We start from the raw sequence: 13,760 nt of genomic DNA on the forward strand, positions 1-13,760 counted from the left end.
GGCAGCGACGCCGCGTCACAACCATTGGTCGAGCGGATTCGAATCGCGCGGCGCACGGGGCCGCAGGCAAGGCTGGAACTGGCCGGAGCCGGCCTCGGCCTGGAAGCGCCCTTCGTGCCACACCAGGCGCCCGCGCGAGACCGTGGTGGCGGGCCAGGCGCGCAGCTTCATGCCCTCGTAGGGCGTGTAGTCGACCGCGTGGTGCAGCATCTGGTTGGTCAACGTGCGTTCCTCGCCTTCGGCGAACTGGTCCCAGACCACGAAGTCGGCGTCGCCGCCCACCGCAATCGTCCCCTTCTTCGGGTACAGCCCGTAGAGGCGTGCCGGATTGGTGGACGTGAGTTCAACGAAACGGTGGATGTCGATGCGCCCGCCCAGCACGCCTTCGCTCATGAGCAGTGGCAGCCGCGTCTCGACACCCGGGATGCCATTGGGAATGCGGTCGAACGAAGCCTCTTCGCCAGCCACGCGCTTGCCGTGCGGGCCTTCCATGTTGAAGGGCGCGTGGTCGGACGACACGATGGTGAACAGCCCGCTCGACAGGCCGTTCCAGATGAACTGCTGGTTGGCCTTGTCACGCGGCGGCGGGCTGCAGACGCAGCGGGCGCCGTGCATCGGATCGTCCGGGTCGATGCCGAGGTCTTCGGCGCTGAGGAACAGATACTGCGGACAGGTTTCCGCGTAGACCGGCAGGCCGCGCCCGCGCGCCCAGTGGATCTGCTCCACCGCCTCGCGGCCCGAGACGTGGACGATGAGAATCGGCGTGTCGATCAGTTCGGCCAGCGCGATCGCGCGGTGCGTGGCCTCGCGCTCGACCGCCATGGGCCGCGAGCTGCTGTGGTAGCGCGGCGCGGTGAGCCCCGCCTCGAGCAGCTGTTCGGTCAGCCAGGCGATGCAGTCGCTGTTTTCGGCGTGGATCATGGTCATCGCGCCGTGGCGGCGCGCGACCGCCAGCACCTCGATGATCTGCCGGTCACCGAGCTTCAGGTCGTCGTAGGTCATGTAGATCTTGAAGGACGTGTAGCCCTTGTCGATCAGCATCGGCAGTTCGCGCTGGGTGACGTCCTTGGTGGCGTCTGCCACGATCAGGTGGAAGGCGTAGTCGATCACCGCCTTGCCGTCGGCGCGGCGGTGGTAGTCGTCGACCGCCGCCTGGATCGACGCGCCGCGCTGCTGCACCGCGAACGGCAGCACCGTGGTTGTGCCGCCGCAGGCCGCCGAGCGGGTGCCGGTGAAGAAGTCGTCTGCGTACTTCGAGCCGTCGTTGGTGGGCTGGTCGAAGTGGCAGTGGCCGTCGACGCCGCCGGGCGTCACGAGGCGGCCGGCAGCGTCGAGCGTCTGCGCGGCCTCGCCTTCGAGGCCCTGCGCGATGGCAACGATGCGGCCGTCGCGCACGCCGATGTCGGCGCTGTAGCGGTCGCCGACGGTCGCGATGTCGGCGTTGCGCAGGATCAGGTCGTAGCGGGGCATTGGAATCGTCCTTCTAGCGTTGCTCGAGCGCGAGGTCTTTGACCGGTGTCACCGTGCTGCTGTAGGCACGGCCGTAGTGGCGTTCGATGCGCCGCTGCACGAAGTCCCAGGCAGTGGTCATCAGCAGGTAGTAGATCGCCGCGACGATGAACAGCTCGAGCACCATGAACTTCTCCTGAATCAGCACCTGGGTGCGGCGCAGCAGTTCCTCCATCGAGATCACCGACGTGATCGAGGTCGTCTTGAGCAGCCCGTTGATGCTGTTGCCGAGCGTGGGAATGATGAGCCGCATGGCCTGCGGCATCACGATGTAGCGCATGGCCTGCGCGCCGCTGAAGCCCACGGCGCGCGCCGCGTTGGTCTGGCCGACCGAAATGCCCTGGATGCCGCCGCGCACGATTTCGGCGAGGTACGCCGCTTCGTTGAGGATCAGCCCGAGCAGCGCCGACTCCACCACCGACAGCTTCAGCCCGAGCTGCGGCAGCCCGGTGTAGATGATGATGAGTTGCACCAGCAGCGGCGTGCCGCGGAACACCCAGATGTAGAAGTGCGCGGGCGTCGAGAGCCAGGAGTGCTTCGACAGCCGCGCCAGCGCCAGTGCGCTGCCCAGCACCAGCCCACCGGCGATCGACGCCAGCGTGAGCCAGAGCGTGGTGACCGCCCCCGCCAGGATGTACGGGTTGAACAGATAGTCGGTAAAGCCCGACCAGCTCCAGCCTTGTCCCATGGCAGGCGATCAGCTCGCCGGGCCCTTGACCGTCACGGCGCCGTCGATCGGCTTCACGCCGTACTGGTCGAACAGCTTCTGGAAGCTGCCGTCGGCCTTCATGTCGTTCAGCACCTTGGCCATCGCGGTCGCGAGTTCCTTGTTCTTGGTGGCGAGCGCCACCGGGGTCGGGAACAGGCCGTTGAGCACGCGGTCGAAGTCGCCGCGCTTCTGGTATTCGGCCGCGGTGGAGTCGATCGACAGCGCCACCTCGACCTGGCCGGCGCGCAGCGACTGGAACGACATCGCGAAGTTCTCGAAGGTGCGGATGTTCATGCCCTTCATGCCCTTGTCGGTGAGCTGCTTGTCGAGCTCGCGCGTCTTGCGCTCCTCGAAGCCGCCGATTTCCACGCCGATGGTCTTGCCCGAGAGGTCTTCGGGCTTGGCGATCTTGAGCGGGTTGCCCTTGGCTGTGCTGATGCTGATGGCCTGGTCTTCGTACTGCAGCATCTGCATGAGCTTGGCGCGCTCTTCGGTGTAGAAGATGCCGGTGTTGATGACGTCCCAGCGGCCGGCCTGCAGGCCCGGGATCATGGCCGAGAACTCGATGCGCACGTACTCGGGCGTGAGGCACAGGCGTTTGGCGATCATCTCGCCGAGTTCGACACGCATGCCCTTGAGCGCGCCGGTCTGGTCGACGAACTGCATCGGCGGCAGGGTCGGGTTGACCGACATGGTGAGCGTGCCCTTCTTGACCAGTGCCGAATCGGGCACCGGGGACTTGCAGGCCTGGGCGTGGGCGCCGCCGATGCAGAGAACGAAGAACGCTGCGGCCGAGGCGATGGCGGGAAGCAATTTCATGGGGAATCCTTCGGAAGGTTGAACGGACGAGGCAAGGGAGAAAACAAAAAGGGTGCTGGCGCTTCAGGCCGCGATCGAGTCGAGCAGGCCGAGCCTGTCGAGCGCAACGCGCAGGTCGCGTGCATCGGCTTCTGGCAGCGGCAGCCGCGGGGCACGGGGCTGGCCGACGGGCAGGCCCATCATCCCGAGGCCGTCTTTCGAGGCCGCCACGTAGCGGTGGCCGCCGACCCAGCGCACGATCGGCAACATCTGCTTGTAGAGCGCGAGCGCGGCGGGCATGTCCTGCTCGTCGGCCACCAGCTCGAACAGGCGCGCCGACATCTTCGGAATCAGGTTGGAGCACACCGCGACCCAGCCCTGCGCGCCGAGCCAGAACGACTCGTAGCCCAGGATGCCGGCGAACACCGTCATGCGGTCGCCGCACAGCTCGATGATGTCGCGCACGCGCGTGACCTCCAGCGTCGACTCCTTGATGTAGCGGCAGTTGTCGATGCGCGAAAGGCGCGCCACCAGCTCCGGCTTCAGGTCGACGTTGGCGGTGGCCGGGTTGTTGTAGACCATGATCGGAATGCCGATGGCCTCGCCCACCTTGCGGTAGTGCGCGAACAGTTCGTCATCGGTCGGCGAGCTGTAGAACGGCGGAATGATCATCACGCCGTCGGCGCCCATGGTCTCGGCCTCGCGGCTCAGGCGCACGCATTCGTCGGTCCACTCGGCGCCGGTGCCGATCAGCACGGGCACGCGTTTTGCTGCAGTGCTGATGCAGGTTTCGATGACCAGTTGCCGTTCTTCCGGCGTCAGCGACAGGAACTCCCCGGTGCTGCCCAGCGGAATCAGGCCGTGGATCCCCTCTTCGATCTGCCAGTTGACCAGCTTCCTGAGCGCCGGCACATCGACGTTTTTGCCGTCTGCCGTCATGGGGGTGATGAGCACCGTGTAGGTGCCGCGAAACGCTGTCATGTCCGTCCTTGGTTCAAAAATCGAATGACGATATGAATGTATACGTGTAGTATACGTATACCGAATGCGAAGTCAACGACTTACCCACCCTTCCATCCACGCCGCCGGCCAGCCGATCCGCTTCTGGTACGACAGCCGCCCAATCGACGCAGTCGCCGGTGAAACCATTGCTGCGGCGCTGTCTGCCGCCGGCATTGCCGAGCTGCGCCACACGCGCGGCGGAGCGCGGCGCGGCCTGTACTGCGGCATGGGGGCCTGCTTCGACTGCCTGGTCACCGTCGACGGCCAGGCCAGTCAGCGCGCCTGCATGACCAAGGCGGCGGATGGTCAGCAGGTGCGCTCGACGCTGCCGGCCGGCACGCCGGACGACCCGCTGCGCCCTCTCACGCCCGAGCCCGGCGAACAGCCGGTGGAACTGGCGGTAGACGTGCTGGTCGTCGGCGCCGGCCCGGCTGGCCTCTCTGCCGCGCTGGCGGCCCGCCGGGCGGGTGCGCAGGTCACGCTGCTCGACGAGCGGCTGCAAAGCGGCGGCCAGTACTTCAAGCCGCTCGCGCCCTCGCAGCAGGCGGCCGCACCGGCCGACCGCCAGTTCGCGCAGGGGCTGGCACTGGAGCGCGCCGTCCGCGCGGCGGGTGTGGTCGTGCACCAGGGCGCGCAGGTCTGGGCCGCGTTCTCGGCCACCGAAGTCGGCGCGCTGGTCGACGGCCGCGCCACGGTGCTGCGCTGCCGCCAGCTCGTGATCGCGCCCGGCGCCTACGAGCGGCCGGCGCCCTTCCCCGGCTGGACGCTGCCGGGCGTGATGACCACCGGCGCCGCGCAGACCCTGGCACGCGCCTACCGCGTGGCGCCGGGCCAGCGCATCGTGGTCGCAGGCAACGGCCCGCTGAACCTGCAGCTCGCGGCCGAGCTGGTGGCCGGCGGTGCGCAGGTGCTGGCCGTGCTCGAATCGGCACCGCGCCCGTCGCTGCGCCAGGCGCGCCACCTGCTGCAGGCGGCGCGCACCGCCCCCGATCTGCTGTTGCAAGGCTGGCGCTATCTGCGTGAACTGCGCGCGCGCGGCGTGCCGGTGCTGTGGCAGCACGGCGTGACAGCGGTCGAGGGCAAGGAACGGGTCGAGCGCGTGCACGTCGCGCCGCTCGACGCAAAGGGCCACGCCGCCGGCGCGCCGCGCCACTTCGATGCCGACACGCTCTGCGTCGGCTACGGCTTCATTCCGTCGACCGAACTCGCGCGCATGCTCGGCTGCGAACACCGCGTGAGCGATCGGCATCTGGGCTACCTCGCCACCGTCACCCAGGGCGACGGTGCCACCAGCCTGCCCGGCGTCTACGTCGTCGGCGACGGCGCCGACCTGGGCGGCTCGCGCGTGGCACTGGCGCGCGGCACGCTGGCCGGCGCGGCGGCAGCGCGCCAGCTCGGCCTGCAGGCGCCGGCATCGGACGCGGTGAAGTCAGAGCTCGACCGGGCGCTGTCCTTCCAGCAGGCCCTTTGGGCGATCTACGCGCCGCCGCCCGTCGCGTTGAGCCAGGTGCCCGACGACACCGTGCTGTGCCGCTGCGAAGAAATAACGTTCGGCTCGGTGCGCGAACAGATCCGGGTCGGCCGCGACACGCTGGCCGCGCTCAAGCGCAACACGCGCCTGGGCATGGGCCGCTGCCAGGGACGCTATTGCGCGGTGACGGCCGCGCGGCTCGTCGGCGAGATGACCGGCCGCGTGCCCGATGCCGAGCAGTACTTCGCGCCGCGCCCGCCGGCCAAGCCGGTGCCGGCCGGCGCGCTCGGCTTCGAGAAGCCCGAGTGGGGTGGCCACAAGCCGGCCATCACGCCGAACCTGGCGCGGCCGGTGGAACACGGCACGTTGGCGCCGATGCAGGCCGATGTGCTGGTAATCGGTGCCGGCGTGCTCGGCGCCTGCCTAGCCTACTACCTCTCGCAGGCCGGGCAGGACGTGATGGTGGTCGACCGAGACGACATCAACCTGCAGGCCTCCGGCGCCAACGCGGGCAGCCTGCATGTGCAGCTGCTGTCCTTCGACTTCGGCGAAAAGGCCCAGCAAGGCGGCGGCCCGGCCGCGGCCGCGCTGCCGCTGGGGCCGATGTCGGTGCGGCTGTGGCAGGCAATCGAGCGCGACTGCGGCGAAGACCTCGAGATCAAGATCACCGGCGGCCTGATGGTGGCCGACAGCGATGCAGGCATGCGTTTCATCGAGGCCAAGGCGGCGCTCGAACGCAGCCATGGCATCGATGCCCAGGTGATCGACGGCGCGGAACTGCGCCGCCTCTCGCCGGCCCTGTCGCCTGCGCTGCTCGGCGCCGAGCTGTGCCCGATGGAGGGCAAGATCAACCCACTGCGCGCAACCTATGCCGTAGCCTCGCGCGCGGTGCAGCAGGGCGCGCGCCTGCTGCGCGGCTGCGACGTGCGCGCGATCGAGCGGCTGCCCGGCGACGGCGCGGGCTTTCTCGTGCAGACCTCGCGCGGGCCGATCCGCGCCGGCCGCGTCGTCAACGCCAGTGGTGCCTGGTCGAGCACGGTCGGCGACATGCTCGGCGTGCGCATCCCCGTGAAAGGCGCGCCGCTGCAGATGATCGTGACCGAGCCGGCACCGCCGCTGGTCGACCATCTGATCGCGCATGCCGACCGGCACCTGAGCCTGAAGCAGGCTGCCAGCGGCGGCCTGATCATCGGCGGCGGCTGGACCGCCGCCTTCCACGATGGCATGCGCCTGAACCGCGCCGAACGCGCCAGCATCGAAGGCAGCCTGTGGGTCGCGCGCAAGGTACTGCCGGCCGTGAGCGGGCTGCACATGGTGCGCTGCTGGGCCGGCATGAACGTCAACATCGACGGGGCGCCGATCCTGGGCGATGTGCCCGGCGTGCCCGGCTTCTACAACGCCGTTACCTCCAACGGCTACACGCTGGCGCCGATCGCGGCGCGGCTGGTGACCGACCTGATCGTGCACGGCCGCACCGACGTCGACCTGGCGCCATTCCGCATCGACCGCTTCCTTTGAAGGAAAAACCGCAATGATCGAGATCGAACAACTGAGCAAGTGGTACGGCGCCTTCCAGGTGCTGAGCGACTGCACGACGCAAATCAAGAAGGGCGAAGTCGTGGTCGTCTGCGGCCCGTCGGGTTCGGGCAAGTCGACGCTCATCAAGTGCGTGAACGCACTGGAGCCGTTCCAGAAAGGCCGCATCACGATCGACGGCGTGTCGGTCACAGACCCCAAGGTCAACATCAACACGCTGCGCGCGCGGGTCGGCATGGTGTTCCAGCACTTCGAGCTTTTTCCGCACCTGTCGATCGAACAGAACCTCTCGATCGCGCAGCGCAAGGTGCTCAAGCGTTCGGCCGACGAGGCGCACGACAAGTCGCTCGCGCTGCTGGAGCGCGTCGGCCTGAAGGCCCATGCGCACAAGTATCCGATCCAGCTCTCGGGCGGTCAGCAGCAGCGCGTGGCGATCGCCCGGGCGCTGGCAATGGATCCGGTGGCGATGCTGTTCGACGAGCCGACCTCGGCGCTCGACCCCGAGATGGTCAACGAGGTGCTCGACGTGATGGTGGAGCTCGCGCGCGACGGCATGACGATGATGTGCGTGACGCACGAGATGGGCTTTGCCCGCAAGGTCGCGCACCGGGTGATCTTCATGGACCGCGGCGCGATCGTGGAGGACTGCGCGAAGGAAGAGTTCTTCGGCAATCCTTCAGCGCGCTCGGAGCGGGCGCAGCAGTTTCTCTCGAAGATCCTGCAGCACTAGCCCGCGCACGCCGTGGCCGGCATCCGCCGCGCCTCGGCCCGCGCGCTTGCGATCGACCAGCCGAACACGCCGAGCCCCGCCACTGCCAGCAGCGCGCCGACCCAGCCGGTCGAGGCCCAGCCCAGGCCCGCCGTGATGGCCACGCCGCCCAGCCATGCGCCGAGCGCATTGGCCGTGTTGAAGGCCGAATGGTTGAGCGCGGCCGCCAGCGTCTGGGCGTCGCCGGCCACGTCCATCAGGCGGATCTGCAACGCCGGGCCGATGGCGACGATGGTGCCGATCAGGAACACGTTGATCGCCGCCGTCACCACATGCTGCGCCGCGAAGGTGAACAGGGTCAGCACCAGCGCCGAATAGACAAGCAGGCCGAAGATGGTGCGCATCAGCGACTTGTCGGCCAGGCGCGCGCCGACCACGTTGCCCATCACCATGCCGAGCCCGAACAGCGCGAGCACGAACGGCACGCCGCCCAGCGGCAGGCCGGCCACTTCGGTCAGCGTAGGCTTGATGTAGCTGAACACCGAGAACATGCCGCCGAAGCCGATCGCGCCGATGCCGAGCGTGAACCAGACCTGCTTGCGCTTGAGCGCGCCGAGTTCGCGCCACGGACTGGCGCCGGCGGCCGGTGCAATGTCGGGAATGTCGCGACGCAGCAGCACCACCGCGGCCAGCGCGATGACGCCGACGAACACGAATGCGGCGCGCCATCCGAACAGTTGGCCGAGCCATGCCGCGATCGGCACCCCGACCAGCGTGGCACCGGTGAGCCCCAGCATCACCAGCCCGACGGCACGCGCGCGCCGGTTCGGTGGCGCGAGTGCGGCCGCAACCAGTGCCGCCACGCCGAAGTAGGTGCCGTGCGGCAGGCCGGTGGCGAAGCGCAGCAGGTTGAGCGAGAGATATCCGGGCGCCAGCGCGCTGGCGAAATTGCCGGCCGCGAACACCGCCATCAATGCGATCAGCAGGGCGCGGCGATGCCAGCCCGCGGCCAGCACGGCCAGCACCGGTGCGCCGATCACCACGCCCAGCGCATAGGCGCTGATCACATGGCCGGCGGTCGGAATGCTCACGCCGATGTCGCTGGCGACCTCGGGCAGCAGGCCCATGATGACGAACTCGCCGGTGCCGATGGCGAAGCCGCCCACGCCGAGCGCCAGCATGGCGCGGCCGAAGTTGACTTGGGGCAGCGCGGCGGCTTCCACGCCGGCCGGCGCGGTGGATGTGACGTTCAAACCGGGTTCCTTGGAGAAGCCCGGCGGCGTCGGGCAACGCCCGAGTCTAGGGTAAACCCCATATCCTTGCAGGACAGGGGGCGGCGACCGGGCCAATGCGCAACAGCTTGTCCGATATCAAGCACAGCAGGCGGCGACAGCGGACACTTCCCAGGCGACGTGCCATGCCCAACGCCTTCAACTTCCAGGTTTCGCCCTTCGACTGCCTGACGCCCGACGAGCAGCAGCGGGTGCGTGCGGGCGTCGACATCGCCTACTTTCGCGAGGGCGAGATCGTGCTCGATGCCGCCGTCGCGCCGACCCACCTGTTCGTGGTGATCAAGGGTTTCGTGCAGCAGTTCGAGCCCGATGGCGGGGAGCCGGTGGCCGGCTTCGGGCCCGACGACACCTTCGATGGCCGCAGCCTGGTGGCGGGCAAGGTCAGCGGCCGTTTCGTCGCGGCCGAGGAGCTGGTGGCCTACCAGCTCTCGCGCGAGGTGGTGAATGACCTGATCGCGTGCAACGCGGCGTTCGGCGCGCTGCTGTTCTCCGACCTCTCGAAGAAGCTCGGTGCCATCGCCGGGCGCAGCAGCCAGCACGAACTGCAGTCGCTGGCGCTGGCGCGCGTCGACGCGATCCCGGTGCGCGTGCCGCATTTCGTCGATGCCGACTGCGACGTGCTCTCGGTGGTGCGCCTGTTCCAGGCCGAGCGCACCTCCAACGTGCTGGTGCGCGACACCGATGCCGAGGGCGTGCCGCGGCTCGGCATCTTCACGGTGACGGCACTGCAGCGCGCCGTGCTGCACGGCACGCCGCTGGAGCGCCTTGCGGTGCGCGAGGTGACCAGTTTCGGCCTGATCACGGTGAACGCCGGCGACCCGGTCGGCGACGCCCTGACGGTGATGGTGCGGCACAAGGTGCACCGGGTGGCCGTTCTGGCCGACGACCACAGCGGCCGCGTGGTGGGCGTGCTGGAGGCGCTCGACCTGTTCAGCTTTCTGTCGAACCATTCCTACCTGATCAACCGCGAGATCGCCGAGGCGCAGGATCTGGCGGCACTGGGCCAGGCCTGCGGGCACGTCACGCGGCTGATCGCGCTGCTGCACCGCGGCGGCACGCGGGTCGGCCAGATCGCAACGCTGGTACAGGCCCTCAACGCCAAGTTGTTCGAACGCACCTGGCAGTTGATCGCGCCGCCGGAGCTGGTCGCCAACAGCTGCCTGTTCGTGATGGGCAGCGAAGGCCGTGGCGAGCAACTGCTCAAGACCGACCAGGACAACGGCCTGCTGCTGCGCGACGGCTATGCGCCACCCGCCGACCTCGACGCGATCTGCGCGCGCTTCACCCGCTCGCTCATCGAATTCGGCTATCCCGAATGCCCCGGCGGCATCATGGTGTCGAACCCGCATTGGCGCGCCGGCCAGCGCGAATTTGCCGAACGCGCGCGCGGCTGGCTGCTGCAGCCCGACGGCGACCGGCTGATGGCGCTGGCGATCTTTCTCGATGCGCACGCGGTCTGCGGCGACGCGGGCCTGCTGGCCGGCGTGCGCGCGAGCCTGTTCGCACTGACCACCGACAACGATGCCATGCTCGCGCGCTTTGCCTCCGCGGTCGACGCCTTTGCCGACGACGGCGGCTGGCTGCATCGCCTGCTGACGCGCGGCGAGGCCCCGCGCGGCGGCTTCGACATCAAGAAGCAGGGCCTGTTCCCGCTGGTGCACGGCGTGCGCAGCCTGGCGCTGCGCGCACAGCTCGGCGAAACCTCCACCGCGGGCCGCCTCGATGCGCTGGTGGCGGCGGGCCAGATCGACCGCGCGCTCGCCACCGACGTGCTGGAGAGTCTCTACTTCTTCATGGGCCTGCGGCTGAAGGCGGGTCTCGCGGAACTCGATGCCGGCCATGCGGCAAGCGGCAAGGTCGACCCGAGCCGCCTGAGCAGCCTGGAGCGCGACCTGCTCAAGGACACGCTGGACGTGGTCAAGCGCTTTCGCCGCATGCTGCACCAGCGCTTCCACCTGGACGCAGTGTGAGCGCCATCGCGCCCTTCCCCTGGACCGTCGCGCTCAAGCGCTGGTGGCTGCTCTACCACCTGGGCGACCCGCGCTTTCGCTTCATGTGGGACGCGCCGCCGCCCGACGAGTGGGTGGCGCTGGACTGCGAGACCACCGGGCTGGACACGCGGCGCGATGAGATCGTGGCCATCGCCGCGGTGCGCATCCGCGGCAACCGCATCCTGTGCAGCGAGCGGCTGGAACTGCTGGTGCGGCCGGATCGGCGTGCCGTGTCGGCCGACAGCGTGCGCGTGCACCGCCTGCGGGAGCGTGACGTGGCCGAGGGCATCGCGCCCGACGAGGCGATGCACCGGCTGCTGCGCTTCATCGGCAGTCGTCCGTTGGTGGGCTACTACCTGGAATTCGACGTGGCCATGATCGACCGTGTGCTGTTTCCGCTGCTCGGCATGGGACTGCCGCAGCCGAAGATCGAGGTCTCGGCGCTCTACTACGACCACAAGAACCGCCAGCGTCCGGCACACGAGCGCGGCGGCGACATCGATCTGCGCTTTGCCACGCTGATGAGCGACCTCGGCCTGCCGCAACGTCCGGCGCACGATGCGCTGAACGATGCGGTGATGGCCGCGCTGGCTTTCCTGAAGCTGAAAGCGCTGGCCTGAGGCTCAGTGCCCGGAGGCACCCGACGCACCGAGGCCGGTCTCCGAGCGCACCTGCTGCGCCGGGAACGCCGCGCGTTCGGCTTGCGCCTGGCGGCTGCGGTCCAGCACCGAGAAGAGCCAGATGCTGACGAAGGCGATGGTCATCGAGAACAGGGCCGGCGAGGCATAGGGAAAAAGTGCCGAGCCCTTCGGGTTGCCGAGCGTGGCTTCCCACACCGACGGCGACACGATGGTCAGACCCACCGACGAGATCAGGCCGAGCGTGCCGCCAATCACCGCGCCGCGGGTGGTGCAGTTCTTCCACAGCACCGACATGAACAGCACCGGGAAGTTGGCCGAGGCCGCCACCGCGAAGGCCAGCGACACCATGAAGGCGATGTTCTGCTTCTCGAAGATGATGCCCAGCGCCACCGCCACGATGCCCAGCGCGATCGTCGTGACGCGCGACACCTTGAGCTCGGCTGCGCTGTCGGCCTTGCCCTTCTTGATGAGCGTGGCATACAGATCGTGCGACACCGCCGATGCGCCCGACAGCGTCAGCCCCGCCACCACCGCCAGGATGGTGGCAAAGGCCACCGCCGAGATGAAGCCGTAGAACACGTTACCGCCGACCGACTTGGCCACCAGCACCGCCGCCATGTTGGCTGCACCCGCACCGCCCTTGATGACGCCCGTGGTGGTGTCGGCAAACTCCGGATTGGTCAGCACCAGCGTGATGGCGCCGAAGCCGATGATGAAGATCAGCAGGTAGAAGTAGCCGATCCAGGTGGTGGCCCAGAACACCGACTTGCGCGCCTGCTTGGCATCGGGCACGGTGAAGAACCGCATCAGGATGTGCGGAAGTCCCGCAGTGCCGAACATCAGCGCCATGCCGAACGAGATGGCCGAGATCGGATCCTTCACGAAGCCGCCCGGGCCCATGATGGCCAGGCCGATGTCGGCCGCCTCGGCCGGGCTCTTGCCGGCATTGGCCGCGATCAGCGTGCGCACCTCGACTGATTTGGCGAACAGCGCCTCCGGGCTGAAGTTGAAGGCAGCCATCACCATCAACGCCATGAAGGTCACGCCGGCCAGCAGCAGCACCGCCTTGATGATCTGCACCCAGGTGGTGGCCGTCATGCCGCCGAAGAGCACATACACCATCATCAGCCCGCCGACGATCACCACCGCCATCCAGTACTCGAGCCCGAACAGCAGCTTGATCAGCTGGCCGGCGCCCACCATCTGCGCGATCAGGTAGAAGGCCACAACCACCAGCGTGCCGGAGGCCGCGAACGCGCGGATCGGGCCGGGCTGAAAGCGATAACCGGCCACATCGGCAAAGGTGAACTTGCCCAGGTTGCGCAACCGCTCCGCCATCAGGAAGGTGATGACCGGCCAGCCGACCAGGAAGCCGATCGAATAGATCAGGCCGTCGTAGCCGGTCGCCATCACCGCGGCAGAAATGCCGAGGAACGACGCGGCCGACATGTAGTCGCCCGCGATCGCGAGGCCGTTCTGGAAGCCTGTGATGCCGCCGCCTGCGGTGTAGAAGTCCGAAGCCGACTTGGTCCGCGCCGCGGCGCGCTTGGTGATCCACAGCGTGAGCAGCACGAAGCCGGAAAACATGCCGATCGCGATCCAGTTGGTCGGCTGCTTCGCGACCTGGCCGACATCACCGCCGGCGGCCATGGCCGCACCGGTGGCCAGCAGCATGGCGAGCGCGAAGAAAGAAGATGAAAAACGGCGGTTCATTGCGTGGCTTCCTTCAGGATCTCGGCCGTCAGCCGATCGAACTCGCCATTGGCACGGCGGATGTAGATCGCGGTGATGGCGATGGTGAAGACGATCACGCCGAGCCCGATCGGGATGCCGATCGTGGTGACGCCGCTGCCGATCGGCGTGGCAAGAAACGGCTTGTTGAACGCGATGAGCGCGATGTAGCCGTAGTACACGACCATCATCAGCGCCGCGAACAGCCAGCCGTAGGTATTGCGCTTGCGGCGCAGCTCGTGGTACTTGGGATTCGACTGGATCTTGTCGACGATGGGATCGCGCATGGTTGTCTCCGAGGCTTGGGTCGGCGCGATTCTGGAACGCCCGATCCGCCCGTGGGCGACGACGCAATCATTCGTCACATTGCG

At 68.3% G+C, this 13,760-nt stretch carries 11 protein-coding genes; 4 read left to right on the forward strand and 7 right to left on the reverse strand.

The features are described from left to right. Positions 1-15: 15 nt before the first annotated feature. From hydA to QTI05_RS03120, 4 genes are all read right to left on the reverse strand, one after another. Positions 16-1,470, reverse strand: coding sequence for a dihydropyrimidinase (hydA, locus tag QTI05_RS03105; RefSeq protein ID WP_286622870.1), 1,455 nt, complete (start codon positions 1,468-1,470; stop codon positions 16-18). A 13-nt stretch (positions 1,471-1,483) separates the two neighbouring features. Further along, a complete protein-coding gene (locus tag QTI05_RS03110; protein ID WP_286542072.1) occupies positions 1,484-2,197 on the reverse strand; it encodes an amino acid ABC transporter permease in 714 nt (237 codons plus the stop codon). Positions 2,198-2,206: 9 nt separating this feature from the next. After that, positions 2,207-3,037, reverse strand: coding sequence for an ABC transporter substrate-binding protein (locus QTI05_RS03115; RefSeq protein ID WP_286542071.1), 831 nt, complete (start codon positions 3,035-3,037; stop codon positions 2,207-2,209). A 63-nt stretch (positions 3,038-3,100) separates the two neighbouring features. Beyond that, positions 3,101-3,997: a dihydrodipicolinate synthase family protein gene (locus QTI05_RS03120; protein WP_286622871.1), complete on the reverse strand. Its 897-nt coding sequence runs from the start codon at positions 3,995-3,997 to the stop codon at positions 3,101-3,103. Positions 3,998-4,061: 64 nt separating this feature from the next. Between QTI05_RS03120 and QTI05_RS03125 the strand changes: the two genes are divergently transcribed. Both QTI05_RS03125 and QTI05_RS03130 read left to right on the forward strand, forming a co-directional pair. Then, positions 4,062-7,007, forward strand: a complete 2,946-nt coding sequence (locus QTI05_RS03125; protein ID WP_286622872.1) for an FAD-dependent oxidoreductase — start codon at positions 4,062-4,064, stop codon at positions 7,005-7,007. Between the two features lie 13 nt (positions 7,008-7,020). Then, positions 7,021-7,755 carry an amino acid ABC transporter ATP-binding protein gene (locus QTI05_RS03130; protein ID WP_286542068.1) on the forward strand — a complete coding sequence of 245 codons (735 nt, stop codon included), beginning with the start codon at positions 7,021-7,023 and terminating at the stop codon, positions 7,753-7,755. On the opposite strand, the gene QTI05_RS03135 is transcribed toward QTI05_RS03130, so the two are convergent. After that, positions 7,752-8,987, reverse strand: a complete 1,236-nt coding sequence (locus QTI05_RS03135; RefSeq protein ID WP_444812859.1) for an MFS transporter — start codon at positions 8,985-8,987, stop codon at positions 7,752-7,754. The two genes, QTI05_RS03130 and QTI05_RS03135, sit on opposite strands and share 4 nt — an antisense overlap. 164 nt (positions 8,988-9,151) lie before the next feature. On the opposite strand from QTI05_RS03135, the gene QTI05_RS03140 reads away from it, so the two are divergent. Together QTI05_RS03140 and QTI05_RS03145 are read left to right on the forward strand one after the other, a co-directional pair. Then, the gene (locus QTI05_RS03140) at positions 9,152-10,996 is read left to right on the forward strand and encodes a putative nucleotidyltransferase substrate binding domain-containing protein (protein ID WP_286622873.1); all 1,845 of its coding nucleotides are present in this window, start codon (positions 9,152-9,154) and stop codon (positions 10,994-10,996) included. Continuing rightward, positions 10,993-11,637, forward strand: coding sequence for a 3'-5' exonuclease (locus tag QTI05_RS03145; protein WP_444812860.1), 645 nt, complete (start codon positions 10,993-10,995; stop codon positions 11,635-11,637). Before QTI05_RS03140 ends, QTI05_RS03145 begins: the two co-directional genes overlap by 4 nt. Positions 11,638-11,640: 3 nt before the next feature. Here the strand turns inward: QTI05_RS03145 and QTI05_RS03150 are convergent, their stop codons facing one another. Continuing rightward, positions 11,641-13,371, reverse strand: a complete 1,731-nt coding sequence (locus QTI05_RS03150) for a cation acetate symporter (RefSeq protein WP_286622874.1) — start codon at positions 13,369-13,371, stop codon at positions 11,641-11,643. Next, positions 13,368-13,676, reverse strand: coding sequence for a DUF485 domain-containing protein (locus tag QTI05_RS03155; protein WP_286622875.1), 309 nt, complete (start codon positions 13,674-13,676; stop codon positions 13,368-13,370). Before QTI05_RS03155 ends, QTI05_RS03150 begins: the two co-directional genes overlap by 4 nt. Positions 13,677-13,760 lie beyond the last annotated feature (84 nt).

Source organism: Variovorax fucosicus (assembly GCF_030316825.1).
Lineage (GTDB): Bacteria > Pseudomonadota > Gammaproteobacteria > Burkholderiales > Burkholderiaceae_C > Variovorax > Variovorax fucosicus.